Here is a 23111-nt window from a genome sequence, read left to right as displayed (position 1 = left end):
GAGGCTAATGTCCCCATCTCCGGTGGCTGCCGAGCCGCCGGAATATACAAACCCCGAAGGGGTTTGCGCGAGAGGCGCCGTTTTCGTGCGCTGACCGGCAAAAATGTAGCGCCCCTCATAGCTGCTGTTCCCCAAACTGATGACCTGAGTGATGATCTGGCCTATTTGATCGGCCAGGTTCGCCCGTGCCGAATCGTCGAGGCTGCTGTTAGCCGCTTGTAAAGCGATGGTTCGTGCCTGCTGCAACAGATTGTCGGTACTGCTCAGCGCCGAATCGGTGGTGGACAGAAAGTTTACGGCAAGGTCAATAATGTTGTTGTACTGATTTATTTGCGAGTTAAGCTGTTGCAGCTTCAGCACTTCGCCCGTGCCCACCGGGTCGTCGGAAGGCTGATTGATTCGCTTTCCGGTGCTCACCTGTTTTTCTGCCACGCCAAAGCGCGAGTAGGCGTCTTCTACGCCGAGAATAGTATCTTGTACGATCTGTTGTGTGCTAATTCGCATGGTTCTGACTCCTTTCAGAGGGGCGAATCGCCCGAACGGTTCCAAAGGAAACGGCCTCCATGCCGTCTGTCCCTAGAGATTATCGGTAAAAATTAGGCTCCTACCGGAGTGCTGCCGGCGCCAAGGCCGTTGATAATGGTATCCAGGAAGGTATCGGCCATGTTGATCACTCGTGCGGCCGCCTGGTAGGTGCGCTGATACTGCAACATGTTGGTTAGCTCCTCATCCATGTTCACGCCCGAAACCGACTGTTGCTGGCTTTGCAGCTGTGAGACGATCTGCTGTTGGTTATTGGCTTGTGCTTGCGCCGTCTGCGTGTCCGAGCCAATCGTGGATATCAGCGCGTTATAGTAGTCGTTCAACGTGGCGCCGCCGATAACGGCCGTGTTGGCCAGGTTGGCAATTTGGCTTGCTACATCACCGTTCCCCGGTGCAAGCGGGTTGGGTGGCGTGGGAACCGAAGCCGCAGCGATCTTTTGAGGATCGGCGATAATGGCCGAATTCACCGAGATGGAGGCAGCTGCGCCAGTGCCCGGCGGGGGAGGCGGTGAAGAGAAGAAGAGCGTACCGGTAGACCCATCTAACCCCATGCCGGTTTGATGGATGTTGTTCACCGCGTTGATGAGGTTATAGGCAAGGGTATCGAGTTGGCTCTGGTAGCCCTGAACCATCGCCGACGCTTTCAAAAGTCCGTAAACCTCACCCCCTAAAAGCGGGATGGCGTTTCCTTGCGAGTCCACAAGGCCCAGAGTATTGGCGCTGCCGACCGAAGTTGAGGTGTAGGAAAGCGGTTCGACCGTATCCCCCTGAACCAGGGTAAACCCGCCCACATGCACATCTATCTCCCCATTCGGTTGCCCGGTTTGTGGGTTGATCTCATCCACAATCTGCAGGTTCACCAAACCGCTTAGTTGAGAAAGCAACGCGCTGCGTTTATCTATAAGATCGTTCGGATGTTGCCCCGCGGCGATGCTTACCCCGATCTGGTGGTTCAGAGTGGCGATCTGCGTTGTGATGTTATTGATCTGCTGCACATCTAGTTGAATACGTGAATTGAGGTTGGGCAGCAGTTGGCTCAGCGAATTGCTCACGTTATGGAAGGCATTGGTGAGGGTTACCGCCTGATTGACAACTGTGGCGCGAATGCCGGGGTCTTCCGGATTGGCGGCGAGATTGCTGAAAGCGTTAAAGAAGTTCGTTAGCTGCTGCCCTATGCCGCTCGAGCTAGGCTCGGAGAAGGCCGTCTGTGCCTGGCCGAGCACCTGCTGAAGCGTGTTGTAAGCGCTCTGATCGGAGTTGGCAGCCAAAATTTGGCGATCAAGAAACTGATCGCGCACTTGGTTAATGGCCGTGATCGTGGTACCCGTGCCCAGTTGCCCGGGCGAAAAGCTATCTAGGCCGGGCAGGGTAAACGGAACGGTCTCATCGAAGGCCACCGTTTCCCGCGCATAGCCGGGAGTATTGATGTTAGATACGTTGTTAGAAACGACATCGAGGGCGATCTGGCTGGAGGCCAGTGCCGAATAGCCGATCTCTAATCCGAAAAAGCTAGATGGCATGGTTTCTTCTCCTTGAAGGATGTAGGTCAACCGTATTTTTGACCCCGACGCTTCCGTGCGTCTACAAGATTGAGAATACGAGCAAAGCCTTTAGGCCTTGCTGTCTATGTAAAAACTGGGCGTTACTACCTCGTTAAGATTCGTTCCGTAGCGGGCCGGTTGCAGCGCTGCCGCGGTGAGCAGGCGTAAACTGAAGACGATGTAGTGAAGGCCGTTGCGAAGCAGCAGGCGATTGCGCTCATGCACTGCCGTTATCTCATCATGCACGCGAAGCAGTTCCTTCCGTAGTGCGAGCAGCGCCTCTTGGTCGGGTTTCGTTAAATGCGGTAAGAGCTGCTGCAGGGGTGGAACCCCTTTTAGCCCAAACGCCTTGCCCAGCTTGCACGCGATCTCCACGCGGGTGCGTTCGAGCGCCTCTTGTTCGCTCAGGCAGGCCTGCTGTCGCTCGTTTAGTTGCTGCAACAGGGCGACATCGTTCTTTACCAGCGCGGCGTTCTGCTCTTTGGCGAGTTCAAGCAGTTGCTGCGACAGTACCAGTTGACGCTGTAATATTTTGCGCAGGCTTGTGATCAAATGACTTGTGGATGTTGCCGACATCGTTGATTACTTCTTCCCTTCTGCGGCGGTGCTCGTCCCGAGTAGATGGGGTGCAAGCTCATCGTAGAGCGTTTTGGCCAGACCTAAACCGCCGTTCTTGGCGAGTACCTCGGCAAGGCGACGCTCCATCATATCTTGGTAGTAGCCCATCTCATAGCTGTTGTCAGAAAGCGAATCGCCTCCCACCATCTCTTTCAACGTGGGGCGCAGAAGCGTTGTGAGAAAAAGCGCCTCAAACTCTTGCGTGGCTTTCTTCAGCCGCTCCTGCTGTTGCTGTAGGGTGGTATTGCCCTGCGTTGTCGAAACGACCGGTAGTGGCGATGACACTGTACTCATAATGGCCCCTCCCTTATTGAATATCTATCTCGGCCTGTATCATGCCGGCAGCGCGCATGCCTTGAAGAATGGCGATGAGGTCGCGCGGAGTGACTCCCAGCGCATTGAGGGCATGCACAAGCTGGTCTACCGTTGTTGTTTGTGGAATAACGGCAAGTTGCCCGCCATGTTCTGTGGCCTGGGTGCTCTTCAACGGCACGACGGTAGCTGGCGGCGGGTTGACCGAAAACGGAGGTGGCGGCACCACTACGGGCGTGTTACTTACCTCCACGTTGATGTCGCCGTGGGCTACAGCCCCTGCACCAAGCCTTACATTGCCGCCTATCACCACCGTACCGGTGCGCTCATCCACCACTATGCGTGCGACTACATCCGGCGTGAGGGTTACCTCTTCCACTTTAGAGATAAAGCCCACGAGGTTTTGCCGCCATTGGTCCGGCACCACCACCTCTACGGTGGCACCATCCTCCGCCAATGTGCTCACATTAAGCTGCTGGCGAATAGCGTTGGCCATACGGCTTGCCGTAGTAAAGTCAGGCGACTGCAGGGTGAACTCTAGGGTGGTGCCATCTTGGCTTAGCGGCATCGGCACGGCCTGCTCCACATAGGCCCCTCCGGGGATGCGCCCCACGTTCACATCGTTCTTTTGCACTTTAGAACCGCCTGCCTCATAGTTGAAGCCCCCGATGGAGATAGGGCCTTGGGCTACTGCGTAGATTTGGCCGTTCGCAGCACGCAGGGGCGTCTGCAGAAGCGTGCCCCCTTGCAGCGATTTGGCGTCGCCCATCGAGGAGACCACCACATCTATGCGGCTGCCCGGCTTTACGAATGGAGGCAGGTCGGCCGTAACCATAACGGCCGCCACATTTTTGACCATTACCGCTGAAGCGGGCACATCTATTCCGAAGCGCCGCAGCATGTTCACCAAAGAGGCCTGCGTGAACTGGGTGGTCTGTCCATCGCCGGTGCCTTCCAGCCCCACTACAAGGCCGTAGCCGATGAGCTGGTTGCCTCGTACCCCTTGCAGGTTTGCGATGTCTTTCACCCGCGTCAGCCCATTGATAGGAGCGAAACCGGCGTTGGCCATTGCTTCTGCAGAGGAGGGCGTTGGCCTTGAGGGCTTCAAGCTATTTTGAGCCGGAGTGCTGGAAGGCGGCGCATCGGCCCAAGAGGCGACACAAAGCCCGAACGCCATCATCCCAGCGATCCATAGAACGGTAAGTCGTGCCATTCTCTTTTTGCCTCACTCTCTATCCGTACTTCCCCGCGCTTAAAAGAGGAAGCGAAAGATGCGTGTAAGAATGCCTTCATGCTGGGTATCTCCCACGATCCCTTTGCCATCGTAGGCCACTTTTACGTCGGCTACCAGGCTGGAGGGCACCGTGTTGTCAGGCCCAATGTCCTCTGGACGTACGATGCCGGTAAAGGTAATCTTCTGGGTCTCTTTGTTGATCTTCATCACGCGGGTGCCCTCCACAAGCAGGGTTCCGTTCGGTAGCACCTTTTTCACCCGCACCGAGAGGGTGGTAACAAATGTGCCGGAGCGCGATGTGGTACCGTCGCCGGTAGCGTTGCGCGAGTTCGAGGCCGAGAGCGCCAAGCTACGGAAAAAGTTGTGGATAAGCCCTGTCCCGCCGAAAGCATCCACCGAATCGGTCTGCGAGGCCTTGGTGCTGGCCGTGGTTTGGGCTGTCGTGCTCTCCTCCACCGTGATGGTGAGTACATCGCCTACGTTATGGGCACGAAGGTCGCTGAAAAGGGAGGCGGCGGAGGCACTGCTGCTTCCCTTAAGCTCCTCGTTGGCCTCCTTTACCGGGAAGAGCGACTGGGCCTTTCCTTGAGAGACTGCAAGCAGCAGTCCTAGCATGAAAATCGCGAAAGAAAGAAAGCACCTATAGTTTCTTCGCATCTTTCTATCTCCTTTCAGTTGTCCATCACCTCTGCGGTATGGGCGTCTAGCACCACAGCATCAATGACCTTGTGCGTTGAGGTGATATAGACATGGATGGTATCGCCCACCCGGGCCGACTGTTGTGCGGTGCCATAGGCGGTAATGCGCGCCTGCCCCACGATGTACAGCACGGTAATGATATTTCCGGCCTGCACCACTGGCGGCACCTCGAGAGCGGATGCAGGAATGGGCGCACCGGCCAAAATGCGGCGTGTAGCGCGTTTTCCTATCGCATCTTTGGCGTCGGTAATGGGGTCGTTAAAACCTGGAGGGAGGTCCACTGTCTCCAGCGAAACATCGTCGGGCCGAAGAATATCGCGTGGCTCAAGCGTTCGATTCGCTACCAGAGCCTGTAACTTTCGATGTACGTGAAACGTCACAGTGGTGGCCTGCACCGGCTTGCCGTCCACACAAAGGCTAACGGGCACGAAGAGCGTCCCAAGGTTGGGGTCTCCATTTACCTGGCCGGCGACTATCTGAAGCTGCCCCGTGGGCAGCACCACATTTCCTTCCACCGGATCGGGCACTAGCACGGCTCCTGTAATGCCCTGAACCGCCTTTTGCGCGGCGGCCAAAGCAGCCTGTACGATCTGGCTCGCGGCCACGTTGTTGGCGGCACGTCGCACCAAAATCATCGTCGGCGCCTTAATGTGAACGGAGGGATTGGTCAACTGTGCTTCACGCAGATGCACCAATATGTCGCCTGCCATGATCGAGCGTGATAGGCCGGGCAAGGGCGCTACCCCCACGACAACGGCAGCGATGGCTTGCTGGAGCGCAGGACTTCCGCCCTGAATGGTGGCGATGTCGCCCACGTGAATGAGGTTGCCGTTCACAACGCTTTCGGCTTTGGCAACGATGGTGACCCCAGTAGAGGTGGACTTTTCGGGCTTCTTGGCCGCATACCCCTTGCCATGAAAGCCGAGCACGAGCCAAATGGCAAGAACGAACGCGAATCGCTTCATGACCTTAACCCTGCTTGATGGAGTTTGCAATGCCGAGCATGCTGTCGGCGGATTGAATGACCTTAGAGTTGGTCTCGTAAGCCCGCTGAAGGATGATCATCCGCACCATCTCGGAGACGATATCCACATTGGACGATTCGATGACCCCCTGTTGCAGCGTGCCCGCCCCCTGGGTTCCCGGTGTGCTGTCTACTGCCGGGCCGGAGGCCGGAGTGGGCATGAAGAGATTGCCTCCCATCGCGCGAAGGCCGGCGGGGTTCACAAATGTGGTGAGCTGAAGCTGCCCAACAACGGTCGCCTGTTGCTGGCCTGCACGTCGCACACTTACCTGCCCGTCAGGGCTGACGGAGAAAGAGACCGCATCGGGCGGTATCACGATCTCCGGTTGTAACGCGTAGCCATCTGGTGTAACCAGTTTCCCGGTTCCATCCACTGCGAAGTTGCCGGCCCGAGTGTAGGCCGTCGTCCCATCCGGCATGAGAATTTTAAAGTAGCCGTTTCCCTGAATGGCCAGATCGTATTGCCGTCCCGTCTGCTGTAGTGTGCCTTGTGTGTTCACCGTGGTGGTGGTTCCAGAGGATACGCCAAGCCCTATCTGCTGGCCGGTGGGAAGCATGGAGTTGGGGCCTGTCTGCGTGCCCGGCTCCTGAGGGGTTTGATAGATCAGGTCCTCGAAGTCTACTCGACTGGCCTTAAAGCCCGCCGTGCTGACGTTGGCGAGGTTGTTCGCGATGACATCGAGACTAAGCTGTTGGGCCGCAAGCCCTGTTGCAGCGGTAAAAAGCGCGCGATCCATAGTTTATGCCGTTCCTCCAAAATGGTAGCGTTGTGAAGGGCCAAAAGCCCTTAAAAGCGTTGAGTAGAGCGCCGTCAATCGGACGAGCGCGAACGGCCTCCTTCGGCACGCGCCATGCCGAAAGTCCGGCCGTAAGAGGGCAGGTTTCTAACCCAGCCCTTAAGCCACACTAGGAAACACTGCCCACATTGTTGGTGGTCTGCTTTAACAACTCATCGTGTGTGAGAATGGCCTTCTGAGCCATCTCATAGTTGCGCTGTACGACGATGAGGTCTACCAGACCGGTTACCACGTTGACGTTGGATTGCTCTAGAGTTCCCGGAAGCACCTGCGGATTAGGCACCTGAACAGGCGCCGGGCCGCCGGTAAGGGCGAAGAGCGAATCGCCTTGCTTTTGTAGAAAGTTGGGGTCAATGCGCACGATGCGTAGGCGCGCCACCGGCCGGTTGTTCACCGTAACATTGCCCATACGATCGATAGCCACATTCGGCCCACGCCCAACATTGATCGGCTGTCCTCGATCGTCAAGCACAGGAAAGCCGGCTGCCGTGTAGAGATTGCCCTGACCGTCTAAACGGAAGTTGCCGGCTCGCGTATAGCGTTCTCCTGCCGGCGTGCTCACCGCAAAGAAAAGCCCCTGGCCAAGGCTCGCATCCAGCGGGTTGCCTGTCTGCTCGATGGGGCCGACACTCCAGTCCGTATAGATTCGGTCGGGCATAACTCCTGTCCCAAGCTCCCCGATGGGCACCCCTTGGGCGTTATTCCCGTTCAGACGCTCAAGCTCCAAAGCCGTGAGCGAACGGAAAGTAGGCACGTCCTGCTTATAACCCACCGTAGTTGCATTGGCGACGTTTTGCGCTATCACGTCTTGAATGGTCTGTTGAGCGACCATGGCGGAAGCGGCGGCATAAAGCCCACGTTCCATAACGTTACTCCTTGAAACACCGGGGTTTGTCCTGATCGGTGCCATGCAGAGAGGCTTTTTCGAGGAATCCTCTCGAAAGACACCGGTCTGCGTTCTTCATAAGGGGATTATTGGTAGTTGCATCCCAATTTTGCAGAACTTTCCCGGCCGCACTCTTTCTGCCCCATTGGCATGGCGACCGAAATGCAGAGAGAGGAGGATTTGTAGCAGGGTCTGTTAGCTAGGCCGAGGAAGAGGTGGGGGCGAGTATCTGCCGATAGAGCGCCAAAGTACGAAGCGCACTCTCTTCCCAAGTGAAGCAACGTGCACGAAGAGGCCCTTTTTCCCTCAAACGGTCTCGTAGGTCTGCATCCTGTAGCACAGAGAGGAGGGCATCTGCCCACGCCCACGGATCGTTAGGAGAGATGAGAAGCGCCGCCTCGTCCACCACTTCGGGCATGGGAGGCGCTTGGGCAACGAGGGTTGGCGCGCCACACGCCATGGCCTCAAGTGGCGGAATGCCAAAGCCCTCATAAAGCGACGGATAGGCGAATACGGCGCAGGCCGTGTAGAGGAAAGGCAGGTCTTCATCCGGCACATAACCGGTAAACACAAGGGACTCGGCAGCGGCAAGGCCGCCGTGTTGCGCTACCCGAGCGCGAATGGTCTCCTCCTGAACTCCCCAACCCTTCTTGCCCACAAGCACTAAGGAAAGGGGCTTGCCGTACCGAGCATGGGCGATTCCAAAGGCCGCAGCAAGTGTTTCGATGTTCTTTCTTGGCTGCAGAACCCCCACGGCAAGCACGAAGGGGGTGGAGACTCTGTATTTCTCCATCACCACACGCTGCGCCTCTGCAGGAGCAATCGGCAGGAAAAAGAGGGGAGAGACGGCATTGGGAATGGCAACAACATGTTCGGGAGGGCATCGGTACAGGCGCAAGATGTCCTGGCGCGATGTCTCAGAGACCGTGATCACTTTCGCTGCACGCCTTATAGAGAGAGCGACCCCGATGTTAAGCAGAAGGCGGTGCTTCCATGGAAACCATTCCGGGTGGAGACGAAAGGAGATATCGTGTACGGTGGTGATGACCGGGCAGGAGCAACCAAAAGGAACGGTGTATTGCACATGGAGTAGGTCGCAGCGGTCGTTTCGAGCGATGGCCGGCAGTGTAAAAAGGCTCCATAGCCGCTCATTGCGGGCAGGGATCACGCGCAAAACGAGATTTGAGGCCGAGGGCAGCACCTCTTTAGGAAAAGGACGGTGGCTGTACACATAAAACTGAAGGTCGGGAGCTAGCCCTGGCAAGGCAGAAAGCAGACCACGCCAATAGGAGCGGTCACCGGTAAAGGGGCCGGTAAGGGTTCGCCCATCTATGCCAACACGACTACTCAATCTGGCTCATCTCCGCAGCACGTCCCGATAGAGAGTCACCAAATTGCGGGCCATTTGCAAGTAGGGATGCGCTTTCGCATAGCGCAACGCCGCCTCTTGCAGCATCCGCAGGCCGTGCGGGTCGCCAAGTAGCCCCTCCACAGCCCTCGCCAACGCAGTGGGGTTGCCCACCGTAACGAGATGGAGGCAGGGAGGGTCGGTAGAGGCGGCGATCTCGATATGTGGGGGAATGCTGGAGGCTACAATAGCGCGTCCGTAAGCAAGCAGGTTGGCCAGCGAGCCGGAGCCGGAAGTCTGCAAGTAGGGTGCCAAGGCGATATCGGTGGCCGCCATAACGGTGGGAATAGAGGTCTCAGGCAGATAGTCGGTAACCACAAGGCGACCTCTTAGATTCCACGCTTCAGCTCGCCGATAAATCTGGTCTACGTAGTCGGTGCGATCGTCCGGGTGCCTTCCTCCGGCAAGCAGAAGCACTACGTTGGAAGGCAGTTGACGCAGCGCCTCTAGAGCCACCAGATGCCCCTTTTTCTTGGATATAAAGCCGAAAATGGTGAGTACCCGCTTCCCCTGCAAATTCAAGACCCGTTTGGCCTGCTCCGAGTCGGGCATGGGCGCGGCAGGAGGCACGGGATGCGGCATTCGTACTACCCGATCCGAGTCGCACCCGATGTTCTGCAGCGCCACGCGATCGGCCTCCGTATGGACTACGAGGCGCTGAAGGTTCGGCGCGAGAAAGGAGGCTCGGTTCACTTTAGCAAGTGCAATCCTTTTCAACAAGGAAGAATCCTGCGGTAGGGCAAGCTCATGTACCGTCATAACAACCGGAGGGCGGATCTCTTGGAGGAAGTCTAGAAACCGATTTTTTAAGGGAGAGACACCGCCAAAGAAGAAATACTGATGCTGCACATGGGCGATATGAACGCCTTGTCGGCTCATCTGCTGCCCCAGCGATTGGTAGAGCCGTTTGCGTGCGCCACGCCGCCAAAGCGCCTGCCATGTGGAGAGCTTGGAGGCATCACCGGGTGGTTCTACAATAGTCACATCCTCTACCTCTGGAAGTGCCTTTAAAGCCTCCACAAGATGGCGGCTATAATCGCTAATCCCACACTGTGCCTTCCAGGGAGTGAACATAGCAATACGAAGTGACGATTCGGTTCGCATCTCAATGCTCGAAGCTTGGGCCGCCGTGTTTGCGGATCAGCTCTACGGTCTCTTCCCATCCACGCACGCCACTCGTTGCTCCGAGGGCCATCACGCAAGAAGCCCCTACAGCGTTGCCCAGCCAGGCGCAGCGCTCCAAATCCAACTGTTTCACAACGCCGGCTAAAAAGCCGGCCACCCAGGCATCTCCCGCGCCCAGCGCGTCTACTGCAGGAACCTTAAAGGCCGGAAGCTGCACCTCTTCGCCCGCAGCCGAGCGTACGTAACAGCCTCTTTCACCCAACTTCAACCCCACAACACGCACCCCATGATCGAGGAAGAACTTGGCCACATCTCGCGGGTCGTTGCGCTCTCCCGCTATTTTCCGTGCCTCTTCCCAACTCGGCACGAAGTAGTCCACATGAGGCAGATACGACTGTATGAGGGAGAACCAACGGTCTTTGGCATCCCAAGCCGTATCGAGGCTTGTGATCACCCCGACCTCACGCGCCCGTTTCAGCAGTTCTACCATCGGATGGCCATCCAACCCGGGCAGTAAAAACGCATAGGCGATATGGAGGATACGGCTTTGACGTACCCTCTGAAAATCAATATCCTCTAAAGTCAGCGCGGCGTTAGCCCCCAAGTAGTGCAGAAAACTTCTCTCCCCATCGCCATGCACCAAAACCATCGTCGAGGAGGTCGCCTCCCGCGTGTCACGCACGATCCCCGTGACATCAAGCCCCTGTGCCGCCAAATGATGGGTCAAAAAATCGCCAAAACCGTCCTTACCCACTTTCCCTACGGCAGCCGTTGAAATACCCAAACGGGCAAGCGCCGTGCCGGTATTAGAAACCCCGCCTCCGGCGTGAAGCTCGATTCGCTCCACTAACGCCAGCTTTCCTCTGTCGGGGAAACGCTCTATCGGCTTTCCGACCACATCCGCAACCAACACACCCACACAGGTAACGTCAACCATAAACGTCCTCCTTCTGCTGCTTAGGAGTTAATTCTTTCTCAAAAGTCCATCCTCCTGCAAGGGCTATTGCAAATGCAAGGTAGGAATTGGGTGCTGTTCTGCCGAAATGCCGATTAAACAAGGGAAGGAGCTACGTTCATGCCTCTCATCGGGATCAACGCTTGGTCGTTGCCCTCTGGCCTGCCGCTCCGTCAGGCCTTCCAAGTGGCCAAAGAGGCCGGATTCGACTGTGTGGAGGTGAATTTGGCCGAAGAGGGCGAGGTCTCTTTACAGTCAGATGAGCAAAGCGCCCGTCGTATCGCCGAAGATGCCGCGCAATGTGGGGTAAAACTACTTAGCCTCTCAACCGGTCTCGGCTGGAAATACCCCATCGCCGCGCCAGACCCCGCCATCCGTGAGAAGGGATTCGAGGTGGTGCGATTTCAGCTTCAGGTGGCGAAGTGGCTTGGCGCCGATACCGTACTCGTGGTGCCGGGTGTGGTGACCCCCGACTCCTCCTACGATGCCGTCTATCGGCTGACTTTAGAGGGGTTAAAGCGCCTTGCCCCCGAAGCCGAGCGTCTCGGCGTGCATATCGGGGTGGAAAACGTGTGGAATCGCTTCCTGCTGTCTCCTCTTGAATTTGCCCAGCTGCTCGACGCCGTGGACCACCCCCATGTGGGAGCCTACTTCGATGTGGGCAATGTGCTTACGTTCGGCTATCCGGATCAGTGGATTCGGATTTTGAACACACGCATTCGCAAGGTGCACGTAAAGGATTTCCGAACGACAATAGGCAATATTAGCGGTTTTTGCAATCCGGCTCAAGGCGATGTACCTTGGGAGCGGGTACGTATCGCCCTTCATGAGATCGGCTACGAGGGGCCTATTACTGCAGAGGTAGAAGGCTATCGCACCCTGCAGACGCTGGGGCTGAAGCACATCGCCGAAACGTTGCGTATGCTTTTTGAACCCCGCTCCCATGGAGCGAATGTCTAGAGGGCATCGCGCCTGAAAAGTTGCGATTCGGAAGATATTCTTAAGGAGTTTAGGACTATGTCTATCGAGGCGGAAACACACACCGAGGCGGTGGAAACATCGCGGCGCCTTAGCAGCACCGTGGTAGCTCTTGGGTTCGTAAGCCTTTTCATGGATATGTCTACCGAGATGGCCTACACACAGATTCCCCGATTTCTTACCCTTGTGTTGGGCGTGCCGGCCTCCATTGTGGGGCTTATCGAGGGGCTTGCAGAAAGTGCTGCCAGCCTTTTTCGTCTTGTTTCGGGCTACCTTTCCGATCGTTCTGGGCGACGCAAGCCGCTCACCGTCTTCGGCTACGGCAGCAGCGCTTTGGCCAAGCCTCTCATGGCGCTGGTTACCCTATGGCCATTCGCGCTGCTGCTCCGCCTTATAGATAGGCTGGGCAAAGGCATTCGCACCGCTCCACGCGATGCCCTCATCACGGAAGCCACCCCGATCGCGTTAAGAGGGCGGGCTTTCGGCCTGCATCGTGCCATGGATACCATCGGCGCTGTGGTGGGGCCGCTGCTCGGCATCCTTATATTGAAGGCAATAAGGGGCGACCTATCGCATCAGTTGCGTGCCCTCTTCCTCTTCGCCGGCATCCCCGGCCTCCTAGCCGTTCTTACCCTCCTGCTGTTCGTTCATGAAAAGCGCGACTCGGCGCCCAAGAAACCGGCAACGGCTCTTCCTTTACCCAAATGGTCGGAGCTAAGCCCGCTCTATCGGCGATTCCTCGTCATCGTCTTTCTGTTCAACCTCGGCAATTTCAGCGACGCTTTTCTTCTGTTGCGTGCCCAAGGCGTTGGCTACACGGCCACCGGAGTTATGGCGCTCTACGCGCTTTTTAACGTGGTGGAGGCGCTTTTAGACTACAACATCGGCATTCTCGGAGATCGCATTGGCCGCAGACCGCTGGTTATAGCCGGCTACCTCGTTTTTGCTGTGGTCTATTTAGGCGTCGGATTAGCGCCTTCAAAACTCGTCCTTGCCGTCTTTTTCATCATATACGGTCTCTACTATGCGCTGACTCAGGGGGTTCAGCGCGCTTTTGCCGCCGATTTTTCCGACCCCACCAAACTGGCCACTCAAATAGGAGCCTATCATATGGTAGTCGGAATAGCGCTTCTGCCTGCCAGCCTTATCGCGGGAGCGCTCTATCAATATCGTCCTTTTCTACCCTTCATCCTAGGAGCCTTGCTGGCCAGCCTCAGCGCCCTGCTCCTCGCCAGACTGCCCTCTCCAAATACAAACGGGTAGGTTCAAAGAACCTACCCGTTAACTAATCGCCCCTCTGAGACAGCAGCTTGGCAAGCACTCAAAGCAAGCCCATGGGTCGTACAGGACTCGAACCTGTGGCCCGCTGATTAAGAGTCAGCTGCTCTACCAACTGAGCTAACGACCCTCGCCTGTTTCTTAGTATACTGCGAAGCCCACGAAATTGTCAAAAACCTCATCGTCTACCCAAAAGCGAAGCCTAAGGTTCATAGCCTGGCCCAAAGAGGCCAAGCCTTTAGTCAAACTGGAACTTTGCCGTGTGAAATAGGGTATATTAACCATAGTTCAATTTGGAATGAACCATGAGGCAGCAATGACGGAAACACAAGAAAATCTTCCGGGCCAGTCCGTAGAGGACTATCTCAAAGCCATCTACCACATGGAGTTTGAAGGCCGCACGGCCAACACGGCCGATTTGGCCTCCCGATTGCACGTAAGTGCGCCCGCCGTTAGCAAAATGCTACGTCGGATGACGGAGTTGCAGCTGGTGGAACACACCCCCTACCATGCTATTCAGCTCACCGACCGCGGGCGCAAGGTAGCTTTGGAAATTATTCGACATCACCGACTGCTAGAGCGCTACCTGGTGGACGCCTTAGGCTATAGCTGGGAAGAGGTTCATGCCGAGGCCGAGCGACTGGAACACCACATCAGCGAGGACTTTGAATCGCGCATAGATGACCTGCTGGGTCACCCAACTACATGTCCGCATGGAGCCCCTATTCCCTCGCGTGACCTTAAGGTGATGCCCTCTACAAGTCGTCCGCTTGATGAGATGGCAATTCCCGGTCGCTATACCGTAGACCATGTGGTGGATGAGGACCCAGAGCTATTGCGTTATCTCAAAGAGCGTGGGCTTGTGCCCGGTTCCGTTGTTGCGCTTTTGGAACGCGAGCCGTTTGGGGGCGACTTCACAGCACAGGTGGGGCAGGATATCGTGCGCATCGCCCCTAAAGCGGCCGCCCAGGTTTTTGTTTTACCTTACGAAGAACCAACACAAATCTATCAGAACAAGGAACAGGAGGAGTGAAAGTGGATACCGTTCGCAGCGAAACACCAGAGAGATCGGCCCTCAACGGATGGCATACTCTTCCAAGTCTTCCCTCTCTTCCGGAGGTCTTTCGTTCCATACCTGTCCCTAAAAGTGCCACTTTCTGGCGTAGGCTGCTGGCCTTCGTGGGGCCGGGCTATCTTGTGGCTGTGGGTTATATGGACCCCGGCAACTGGGCTACCGACATCGGCGGTGGGGCAGCCTTTGCCTATCGGCTGCTAAGTGTCGTGCTCATCTCCAGCCTTATGGCCGTATTCCTTCAGGCGCTCTCGGCCAAGCTGGGCATCGCCACAGGGCGCGATCTGGCACAGGCCTGTCGCGATATCTATAAAAAACCCGTCGTCATCTTCCTCTGGCTCTCTGCCGAGATCGGTATTGTGGCCTGCGACATTGCCGAGGTCATCGGCGCTGCCATTGCGCTTAACCTCTTGTTCCATATTCCCTTGGCCGCCGGCGTCATCCTAACCGGTCTCGATGTTCTTCTGCTGCTGGCCCTTCAGCACAAGGGCTTCCGCTGGATAGAGGGCATCGTCATTACGCTCATCGCCACCATCATGGCGGTCTTCTGCATCGAGCTGTTCTACGCGCATCCCTCTTTCCATGCGGTGATAGCCGGCTTTGTGCCCCATAGGGACATCGTGCAAAACGCCGGCATGCTCTACATCGCGCTCGGCATCTTGGGCGCCACCGTTATGCCACACAATCTCTATCTCCACTCCTCCGTGGTGCAGACACGCGATTTCGGCGAGAGCTGGGAGGATAAGAAAGATGCCGTGCGCATGGCCCAAACCGACTCGTTTGTTGCGCTTATGTTGGCCCTCTTCGTCAATGCCGCCATCCTCATCCTCGCCGCAGCCACCTTCTATCGCACCGGCCATCACGAGATCACCGGCATACAAGATGCCTATCGTATGCTTACCCCACTGCTCGGTGTTTCCCTGGCCACCCCTCTCTTCGCTATAGGCCTGCTGGCATCGGGTCAGAACTCCACGCTCACAGGAACGTTGGCCGGCCAGATCATTCTAGAGGGCTTCCTGCACATCCGTATTGCCCCCTGGCTGCGACGACTTATCTCTCGTGGTCTGGCCATTGTGCCCGCGGCAACGGCGGTTATCCTCTATGGAGCGCGCGGGATAGACCAGCTGATGCTTTTTAGCCAAGTCGTGCTTTCCATGCAGCTGCCCTTGGCCGTCATTCCTCTGATTCAGATAACGGGTGACCGCCGACGCATGGGGCCGCTTGTCAACGGGCGTATCGTGCAGATAGTGGGCGTGCTCCTGGCCGTGCTCATCGTCGTGCTTAACGCCTGGCTTATTGTAACCTCCCTCCACGGTGGCCATTAAATTGATGGTGGATCGCTCCAAGTGTGTGCCTCGTTGAGGTAACATCTTAAGCAATGCTGCCGACGTTCCCCCGCGGCAGCATCCCCACCTCTTTTCAGGAGCTATTTTTATGGCCTTCTTAATCGGAATAGATATAGGAACGAGCGGCACAAAAACTATCTTGATAGATGAGAGCGGGCAGGTAAAAGCGCGCGCCACCTACGAATACCCGCTCTTCACCCCCCACCCGCTTTGGAGCGAGCAGAACCCGCATGATTGGTGGGAAGCGACCTGCGCCACGCTGCGACGTGTGTTGCACGATTCCAAAGTAGATGCCAAAGAGATAAAAGGCATCGGACTTTCGGGGCAGATGCATGGCTCCGTTTTTCTCGATGAGAACGATGCCGTCATTCGGCCCGCCATTCTCTGGAACGACCAGCGCACCCAAGCGGAGTGCGACTGGATTATGCAGACGGTGGGACGCGAGAAGGTGATAGAGCTTATATCGAATCCGGTGCTCACCGGCTTTACCGCCGGCAAGATCATCTGGCTCCGTCAGCACGAACCCCACCACTATGCAAAGGTGCGCAAGGTGCTGCTGCCTAAGGATTATGTGCGGTTTCGCCTTACCGGTGAGTACGCTACGGAGGTCTCCGACGCCAGTGGAACGGCGCTTTTCAACGTACGTAAGCGCGCCTGGGCCGATGAGCTGCTCGATGCCATCGCCATCCCGCGGGAATGGATGCCTAAAGTGTACGAATCGCCGGAAATAACAGGGCGTATCACAGCGGAAGCCGCCCTCGCAACCGGACTTGCGGAGGGAACACCGGTTGTAGGAGGCGGTGGCGATCAGGCAGCCGGTGCCGTGGGCAACGGCGTTGTGGAGACCGGCATTGTGTCGTCTACTGTGGGTACCTCAGGGGTTGTTTTCGCCCATAGCGATGCACCTGCCGTAGACCCCCAGTTGCGGCTGCACACCTTCTGCCACGCGGTGCCCGGAAAGTGGCATCTCATGGGCGTTATGCTTTCGGCAGGTGGCTCGCTGCAATGGTATCGCGACACCTTCTGCGAGCCGGAGCGGGCGGTGGCACAAGCGCTAGGGCGCGATCCTTACGAGATCATCTGTGCAGAGGCCGAAAGGGCGCCTGCCGGGTGCGAAGGTCTGCTGTTTTTGCCTTACCTCACCGGCGAGCGCACGCCCTACCCCGATCCGAACGCCCGTGGCGTGTTCTTCGGCATCACACGACGTTGTCATCGTGCCTATATGGCACGTGCCGTTCTTGAGGGTGTGGCCTACGGATTGCGCGACTCTTTCGAGATTTTGCGGGAGATGCAGGTGCCCATCCGGCAGGTGCGTGCTTCGGGCGGGGGTGCGCGCAGCCCTCTTTGGCGCCAAATTCAGGCCGACATCATTGGTCAAGACCACGTCACCATCAATGTGGATGAAGGCCCGGCTCTGGGCGTGGCTCTGTTGGCCGGAGTAGGAACGGGAATCTATCCCTCTGTTGAGGCCGCCTGTCGGAGCGTTATTCAGGTGACGCATCGCACCCAAGTGAACCCACAGAACCAGGCCATCTACAATCGCTACTACCCTCTCTATCGAGCGCTTTACGGCCAGCTTAAAACAAGCTTTGCCGAGGTCACCTCCATCGCAAGCGATCTCGCGGCCACTCCTACCAGTTAAAACGGCTTATCTCCATCAGCCTTGATTGCCGCGCACCCGAAGACATCGCCGTGAAAACGTGCCATAAAACCTGCAACGCGATTGTAGAGGTTGCCTTCGACCATCGGTGCGCAACAAAATCGCGCTCCAGAAGCGCGTCTACCGCAACGTGAGGAAGCGCTTTCGCTTCCCAGCACCGATGACCATCCGCGCCATCGCTAAGGTCGTCAAAGCCTACAAACGTTTTTTCTGTGTGTCCTGTGGCTTCGCTGGGCCGGCAGATGGGATCGGGCTGGTGCTCTCTCGGCGATAGTCGTGTCATCTCGACGCTGTCGCCTCGAAGCGAAGCGAGAGACCTTCGCCTTTAGGCGCGCGGTCGTTTACGACAGCACCAAAGTGCCTTGTCCGAATAGAGTTGCTCCCTACGAGCGGACACGAAGATGCCTTAACTTGCAAGCCGCTCAAAAACAGGTAAACTTGTAGACAAAATTTGAGGAGCTGTTTTGGATGGAGTTTGCCACTCGTGCTATTCATGTGGGGCAAGAGCCGGAAGAGACGACAGGTGCGGTTATTCCCCCCATCTACCCCACGACGATCTATGCTTTCGAGGAGCCAGGCGTAAGCCGAGCCGGCTATGAGTATATCCGTTATGGCAACCCCACTCGTCATGCTTTGGAGGTCTGTTTGGCCTCTCTCGAAGAGGCCCCGGCCGAATGCCCTGCTCTCTGCTTTAGTTCCGGCATGGCCGCCATAGATGCCGCCTTTCGTCTGTTGCGCCCCAACGACCGGCTTCTGCTGGCACGTGACGTGTATGGAGGAACAACGCACCTTGCCGAGACCATTTTGCGCCCCAACGGCGTTATTGTAGAGTACGCCGATGCCTCGAATACGGAGCTATTCATCGAGGCCATCACTCCAGGCACCTGTATGGTCTGGCTAGAAACCCCTGCCAACCCCCTTCTCCAACTCACCGATATCGCTGCCGTGGTGCAGGCCGCACACGACGTGGGCGCCCTCGTCGCCGTAGATAACACCTTCGCCACCCCTTATCTCCAAAACCCGCTTGCTCTCGGAGCCGACATCGTGATGCACTCCTCCACCAAGTACCTCGGAGGTCATTCCGACACGCTGGGTGGGGCGCTCGTTCTGCGCGACCCCGCCTTGCGCGCCCGTTTATGGGAAATCCAGAAAGTTACCGGAGCTGTGGCCTCCCCTTTTGACTGCTGGCTAACCCTGCGCGGCATTCGCACGCTGGCCGTACGCATGCGAACCCACTGCGAAAATGCCCTGCGCATAGCCCAATTTCTTATGGGACATCCGCGAGTCCGCACCGTCTACTACCCCGGGCTAACAGACCCCAATCAGCGCCCTCTGGTGCAGAAACAGATGCGTGGTATGGGGGGCGGCGTGGTATCGGTCGAGTTGGAGGTGGCCGACGCCGAAAAGCTGCTAAAAAGCACCACGCTTTTCGCTCTGGCCGGTAGCCTTGGCGGTGTTGAGAGCATCATTAGCTACCCGGCCAAGATGTCGCACGCCGCCCTGCCTGCGGAAGAGCGTCGAGCGCGAGGCATCGGCGACGGCCTTGTGCGCCTTTCGGTCGGCCTGGAGAATGTGGAAGACCTAATCGCCGATCTAGAGCAAGCCCTTGGGTAAATCTTCTGTGAGGAGCGCCTATGTCCGAGTTCACCTTAAGACCCATGCGTCGAGAAGAGTGGAGTGAGGTTGCCGAGCTAATCTACGTCTCTACGAACTTTTGGTACCAAACGCACGGGCGTCCACCCATCTTCACAGGACCGCCGGAGAGCACACAAGCCTTTTGCCAAATCTACGAGGCCCTCGATCCCGGATGTTGCCTTGTCGCTGTAAGTCATGCCACCGGGCGCATCGCCGGCTCCTGTTTCTACCACCCAAGAGAGACCCATGTCTCTTTAGGCATCATGAACGCCCATCCTAACTATTTTCACCAAGGAGTGGCAAGGCAGCTTTTACAGGCGATTATAACCATTGCCGAAGAGGCCAATAAACCACTGCGCCTGGTCTCCAGCGCCATCAACCTCGATTCCTTCTCCCTCTATAACCGTGCCGGCTTCGTTCCCCGAACGATCTATCAGGACATGCTGATCACCGTGCCGCCCGAAGGCATCGCCTATACGTTGCCAAAAGGCCATCGCATACGCCCCGCTACCCTTGAGGATGTCAACGCCATTGCCGACCTAGAACGCGAGATCGCCGGTATCCGCCGCGAGAAGGACTATCGCTACTTTGTGGAAAATACCGACGGTTTCTGGCACGTTTCCGTGTTAGAGACCGAACAGGGCACCATTGAAGGGTTCATAACGTCCGTTGCGGCCCCGGCAAGCAATATGTTGGGGCCGGGGGTGGCACGTACACAGGAGCAGGCTGCGGCGCTCATTGCAGAGGAGCTGAACCAACATCGAGGGCGCAGCCCCGTGGTGCTCGTTCCCTCCCAGGCCGATGCGCTGGTTCACACGCTGTACGGTTGGGGCGCACGCAACTGTGAACTGCACTTTGCCCAAGTACGCGGGCCGTGGCAAGAGCCTAAGGGTCTTGTTTTCCCCACCTTCCTTCCCGAGACGGGGTAGAATTTGAGTACACCCTATTTTTGTTGGAGTAACCTATGCGAATGCAGAAGAAAATAACCTTAAAAGAGGACGGAAGATACCTGATCTACTACCACTTTCCCGACACGGCCACACCGGAAGAGACGGAGGCCTTCGAGGCTTTGAAAGAGACAGAGGAGTCTATCGAACCGGAAACAGAGGAGGAGCGCAAAGCCCGTGTCTGAACTGCGCTGGAACCCTACTTTGGAGGAGTGGGTTGTAACGGCCACCCATCGTCAAGACCGCACCTTCTTTCCGCCCCCCGACTACAACCCGCTCGCCCCTACCAAACCCGGAGGCTTTCCCACCGAGATACCGGCGCCGACCTACGAGATCGTAGTTTTTGAAAATAAGTTTCCCTCTTTTCGCCGAACACCCCCCGAGCCCTCCGTGCCCTCAACGCCACTTGAACCGGTGAGGCCGGCAGAGGGAATCTGCGAAGTCGTCTGCTACACCCCCCATGCCGATAAAGAGCTGGCTCAACTCTCGGTAACCAAAGTAGAAGAGCTTATTTGGGTTTGGGCCGATCGTTTTGCCGCGCTTGGCGCACGCGAGTTCGTGCAGTATGTGTTCATTTTTGAGAATAAAGGGCGCGAAATCGGGGTCACTCTCTCCCATCCACACGGCCAAATCTATGCCTATCCTTTCATCCCCCCCATCCCACAGCGGGAGTTGAACGCCGCCAAAAAGCATTTTGAACGCACCGGCAGAAACCTTTACGACGACATTCTTCAAGCCGAGCTAGAAGATGGAAGGCGCATCGTGGCCACAAATCGCTCCTTTGTAGCTTTTGTGCCCTTCTATGCGCGTTACCCTTATGAGGTGCATGTGGTGGCACGTTCATCCCATACAGCCATTACCGATCTCGATGGCTCTAAGCGTGCCGATCTTGCGCGTATTCTTAAGGTGGTGATGGAGAAATACAATAACCTTTGGCCGTCGAAGCCCTCACTCCCCTACATCATGGTGATGCATCAACGTCCAACCGACGGGGGCACATATAACTACTATCGGTTCCACATCGAGTTCTACCCGCCCTACCGTACGCCGGACAAACTAAAATATTTAGCCGGTTCGGAGGCAGGGGCAGGTGTCTTCATTAACGACACCCATGCAGAAGACACAGGTCGCACCCTGCGCGACACCCCACCCCACCTGCTAGAGGAGTGACACGAGCTTGTGCGTTTGAGGAATAACGCGCACCTCGCTGAGACGCATGGCCGCACGAGATTGTAGCTCTAGCAGACGCGACGGGGAGACGCCCACCGGCTCATACCCGCAGGGCGTAACCGGCTGCAGGATAAGCGGAATGGAGGCATCCACCGATTCAATAAGGTCTATGGCGCGGTTTAGCTCATCGTCTGTGGTGCGCGGTGTGACAACCAGTTTGGTGTAGACGTTGGTGCAACGCGCCACCTCCAAAAATCGGCGGTGCGTCGGCCACGTCTTCTCCGGCTCGAGACCGGTGGCCGAGGGGGTTTTGATGTCCATAGATACATAGTCTAATAGAGCCACTATGCGCTGAAGGTGCTCCGGCAGCAGGCCGTTTGTTTCTAAAAAGGTTCTCAGGCCTAGCGCCCTCACAGTCGGTAGCCAGGCTTCCAGGAAACGCGCCTGTAAAAGTGGTTCCCCTCCGGTGATGGCCACAGAATGATGGGGCCTCTGAAGAAAACGTTCCACTACCTGGGTAAGTTGTTCCGCCCCAACAGGATTGGGAAGCTTTTCAAAACGTCCTGTGCCTGCCGGCCACTCAATGCGGCAAATCGTTGGCAGAGGGCTTTCTTTCAGCGTCTCCGGGCTGTCGCAATAGGTGCAGCGCAGGTTGCATCCGTACGTGCGGACAAATACTTGCCGATAGCCCACCAAAACGCCTTCCCCCTGCACCGAAGAGAAAACCTCTACAAGGCGCGCTTTGGGCAGGCGTGGCTCCTCATTGAGGGGAAGGGCGTCGGCCTTGAGGGGAAGGGCGTCGGCCTTGAGGGGAAGGGCGCCCTGCCCCAGAAAATCTTGCGATTTCCTGGGGCCCCCTGTATCGGCCTTGAGATGTGTTACTGCATAGGGACCTGAACCGCTCATCCCGGCCACCCCCGAACGATGGCATCGGTCATGCGCACCACACGCACCATCGCCTTCACATCGTGCACACGCACCACATGCGCCCCACCGGCAATGGCCAATGCCACCGTGGCCGCCGTCCCCTCCAGGCGTTCTTCTGGCGGTAGACCTCCAAGCACCTTTCCGATAAACGACTTCCGGGAGGTGCCCACCAGCAGAGGGTAGCCTAGCTGCAGCAGTTCCGGCAAACGACGCAGTAGCTCCAGGTTTTGAGCGGGTGTTTTACCGAACCCGATGCCGGGGTCAATGAGGATTCTGTTAGGGGCGATCCCTGCCGCTTCCGCGCTTTTCACCCGTTCACGCAGGTGCTCAACCACTTCGCGCACCACATCCTCATAATGGGGCGCAGACGGAAGGGCTGTAGGTAGCCCTGGCATGTGCATAAGGCATACCCAAGCGTCGAACCGTTGTGCCACCGAGGCCATCTGTGCATCGGCGCGCAGCGCACTGATGTCGTTGATCAAAACGACGCCTCGCTCCAAAGCCGCTTGAGCCACCTCCGCCTTGTAGGTGTCTACCGAAATGGGCATATCCGGCAGCTGCACACGCAGAGCCTCGACAACGGGGAGGATGCGTCGTAACTCCTCTTCGGCGGGCAGAGGGCGGTTGGAAGTGAAGGTAGCAGGCCGTGTGGATTCGCCCCCGATGTCGAGGATGTCGGCCCCCGCATTGGCCATCTCAATAGCGTGCTCCACCGCCTTCTCTGGGGCAAAGTAGCGCCCACCGTCCGAAAACGAGTCGGGGGTTACGTTCAGCACGCCCATCACTAACGTGCGGGCGCCGCGACGTGCCGACTCCATACATGCCGCCCAGCGTTTTCGCGCGCTCATCGTCTTGAACTCTTCAAAGTACTTATCACCATGCTCCTCAAAGAGAGTATACGCGAAGGGAGCAGAAAAATGCGAGGTACCGCGCCCTCTGGGGAGCTTTTCGTTTCT

24 protein-coding genes and 1 tRNA gene are annotated in these 23111 nt (G+C 57.2%); 9 read left to right on the top strand and 16 right to left on the bottom strand.

Annotated features, from left to right (window positions below; translation table 11 throughout):
- The 12 genes from flgL to VKV18_RS15610 all read right to left on the bottom strand — a co-directional run.
- A partial coding sequence (flgL, locus tag VKV18_RS15665) for a flagellar hook-associated protein FlgL (protein WP_324205118.1) occupies window positions 1-504 on the bottom strand: 504 nt, incomplete at its 3' end.
- Between the two features lie 92 nt (window positions 505-596).
- Window positions 597-2063, bottom strand: a complete 1467-nt coding sequence (gene flgK / locus VKV18_RS15660; protein ID WP_324205117.1) for a flagellar hook-associated protein FlgK — start codon at window positions 2061-2063, stop codon at window positions 597-599.
- Window positions 2064-2153: 90 nt separating this feature from the next.
- Window positions 2154-2660: a flagellar protein FlgN gene (locus tag VKV18_RS15655; RefSeq protein ID WP_324205116.1), complete on the bottom strand. Its 507-nt coding sequence runs from the start codon at window positions 2658-2660 to the stop codon at window positions 2154-2156.
- A 6-nt stretch (window positions 2661-2666) separates the two neighbouring features.
- Entirely contained in the window at window positions 2667-2996 is a 330-nt protein-coding gene (locus VKV18_RS15650; protein ID WP_324205115.1) for a rod-binding protein, read from the bottom strand.
- 13 nt (window positions 2997-3009) lie between these two features.
- Window positions 3010-4227: a flagellar basal body P-ring protein FlgI gene (locus VKV18_RS15645; protein ID WP_324205114.1), complete on the bottom strand. Its 1218-nt coding sequence runs from the start codon at window positions 4225-4227 to the stop codon at window positions 3010-3012.
- Window positions 4228-4266: 39 nt separating this feature from the next.
- Window positions 4267-4905, bottom strand: a complete 639-nt coding sequence (locus VKV18_RS15640) for a flagellar basal body L-ring protein FlgH (RefSeq protein ID WP_324205113.1) — start codon at window positions 4903-4905, stop codon at window positions 4267-4269.
- Between the two features lie 14 nt (window positions 4906-4919).
- On the bottom strand, window positions 4920-5912 hold the full coding sequence (gene flgA, locus VKV18_RS15635; protein WP_324205112.1) for a flagellar basal body P-ring formation chaperone FlgA: 993 nt from the start codon (window positions 5910-5912) through the stop codon (window positions 4920-4922).
- 4 nt (window positions 5913-5916) lie between these two features.
- Window positions 5917-6708 (bottom strand): flagellar basal-body rod protein FlgG, encoded by a 792-nt coding sequence (flgG, locus tag VKV18_RS15630; RefSeq protein ID WP_324202154.1) that lies wholly within the window; start codon window positions 6706-6708, stop codon window positions 5917-5919.
- Window positions 6709-6877: 169 nt separating this feature from the next.
- Window positions 6878-7633, bottom strand: a complete 756-nt coding sequence (locus tag VKV18_RS15625) for a flagellar hook-basal body protein (RefSeq protein ID WP_324205111.1) — start codon at window positions 7631-7633, stop codon at window positions 6878-6880.
- Window positions 7634-7853: 220 nt separating this feature from the next.
- A complete protein-coding gene (locus VKV18_RS15620) occupies window positions 7854-9005 on the bottom strand; it encodes a glycosyltransferase family 1 protein (protein WP_324205110.1) in 1152 nt (383 codons plus the stop codon).
- 6 nt (window positions 9006-9011) lie between these two features.
- Complete coding sequence (locus tag VKV18_RS15615; protein WP_324205109.1) at window positions 9012-10166, bottom strand: glycosyltransferase; 1155 nt, start codon at window positions 10164-10166, stop codon at window positions 9012-9014.
- Between the two features lies 1 nt (window position 10167).
- The gene (locus VKV18_RS15610) at window positions 10168-11124 is read right to left on the bottom strand and encodes a carbohydrate kinase family protein (protein WP_324205108.1); all 957 of its coding nucleotides are present in this window, start codon (window positions 11122-11124) and stop codon (window positions 10168-10170) included.
- A gap of 138 nt (window positions 11125-11262) precedes the next feature.
- Between VKV18_RS15610 and VKV18_RS15605 the strand changes: the two genes are divergently transcribed.
- Entirely contained in the window at window positions 11263-12102 is an 840-nt protein-coding gene (locus VKV18_RS15605) for a sugar phosphate isomerase/epimerase family protein (protein WP_324205107.1), read from the top strand.
- A 57-nt stretch (window positions 12103-12159) separates the two neighbouring features.
- Entirely contained in the window at window positions 12160-13383 is a 1224-nt protein-coding gene (locus VKV18_RS15600; protein ID WP_324205106.1) for an MFS transporter, read from the top strand.
- Window positions 13384-13455: 72 nt separating this feature from the next.
- Here VKV18_RS15600 and VKV18_RS15595 read toward each other — a convergent pair.
- Window positions 13456-13528: transfer RNA gene (locus tag VKV18_RS15595), tRNA-Lys, on the bottom strand.
- Between the two features lie 186 nt (window positions 13529-13714).
- Between VKV18_RS15595 and VKV18_RS15590 the strand changes: the two genes are divergently transcribed.
- The 3 genes from VKV18_RS15590 to xylB all read left to right on the top strand — a co-directional run bounded on the left by VKV18_RS15590 (window position 13715) and on the right by xylB (window position 17458).
- On the top strand, window positions 13715-14431 hold the full coding sequence (locus VKV18_RS15590; protein ID WP_324205105.1) for a metal-dependent transcriptional regulator: 717 nt from the start codon (window positions 13715-13717) through the stop codon (window positions 14429-14431).
- 2 nt (window positions 14432-14433) lie between these two features.
- Window positions 14434-15795, top strand: coding sequence for an Nramp family divalent metal transporter (locus VKV18_RS15585; protein WP_345786431.1), 1362 nt, complete (start codon window positions 14434-14436; stop codon window positions 15793-15795).
- Between the two features lie 109 nt (window positions 15796-15904).
- The gene (gene xylB, locus VKV18_RS15580) at window positions 15905-17458 is read left to right on the top strand and encodes a xylulokinase (protein WP_324205103.1); all 1554 of its coding nucleotides are present in this window, start codon (window positions 15905-15907) and stop codon (window positions 17456-17458) included.
- Here the strand turns inward: xylB and VKV18_RS15575 are convergent.
- Window positions 17448-17759, bottom strand: coding sequence for a hypothetical protein (locus VKV18_RS15575; RefSeq protein WP_324205102.1), 312 nt, complete (start codon window positions 17757-17759; stop codon window positions 17448-17450). The genes xylB and VKV18_RS15575 overlap by 11 nt on opposite strands.
- A gap of 185 nt (window positions 17760-17944) precedes the next feature.
- On the opposite strand from VKV18_RS15575, the gene VKV18_RS15570 reads away from it, so the two are divergent.
- The 4 genes from VKV18_RS15570 to galT are packed head-to-tail and all read left to right on the top strand — an operon-like array spanning window position 17945 to window position 21228.
- On the top strand, window positions 17945-19090 hold the full coding sequence (locus VKV18_RS15570; protein ID WP_324205101.1) for a PLP-dependent aspartate aminotransferase family protein: 1146 nt from the start codon (window positions 17945-17947) through the stop codon (window positions 19088-19090).
- A gap of 20 nt (window positions 19091-19110) precedes the next feature.
- The gene (locus tag VKV18_RS15565; RefSeq protein WP_324205100.1) at window positions 19111-20040 is read left to right on the top strand and encodes a GNAT family N-acetyltransferase; all 930 of its coding nucleotides are present in this window, start codon (window positions 19111-19113) and stop codon (window positions 20038-20040) included.
- 35 nt (window positions 20041-20075) lie between these two features.
- On the top strand, window positions 20076-20243 hold the full coding sequence (locus tag VKV18_RS15560) for a hypothetical protein (protein ID WP_324205099.1): 168 nt from the start codon (window positions 20076-20078) through the stop codon (window positions 20241-20243).
- Entirely contained in the window at window positions 20236-21228 is a 993-nt protein-coding gene (gene galT / locus VKV18_RS15555) for a galactose-1-phosphate uridylyltransferase (RefSeq protein WP_324205098.1), read from the top strand. The genes VKV18_RS15560 and galT overlap by 8 nt, the downstream gene beginning before the upstream one ends.
- Here galT and VKV18_RS15550 read toward each other — a convergent pair.
- Window positions 21217-22134 (bottom strand): 7-carboxy-7-deazaguanine synthase QueE, encoded by a 918-nt coding sequence (locus VKV18_RS15550; RefSeq protein WP_324205097.1) that lies wholly within the window; start codon window positions 22132-22134, stop codon window positions 21217-21219. The two genes, galT and VKV18_RS15550, sit on opposite strands and share 12 nt — an antisense overlap.
- The gene (folP, locus tag VKV18_RS15545) at window positions 22131-23003 is read right to left on the bottom strand and encodes a dihydropteroate synthase (protein ID WP_324205096.1); all 873 of its coding nucleotides are present in this window, start codon (window positions 23001-23003) and stop codon (window positions 22131-22133) included. The genes VKV18_RS15550 and folP overlap by 4 nt, the downstream gene beginning before the upstream one ends.
- Between the last annotated feature and the right edge of the window lie 108 nt (window positions 23004-23111).

The organism is Chthonomonas sp. (genome assembly GCF_035294505.1).
GTDB lineage: Bacteria > Armatimonadota > Chthonomonadetes > Chthonomonadales > Chthonomonadaceae > Chthonomonas.
The sequence above is the reverse complement of the archived record's forward strand: the minus strand, read 5'-3'. Positions and strand labels throughout refer to the sequence as shown.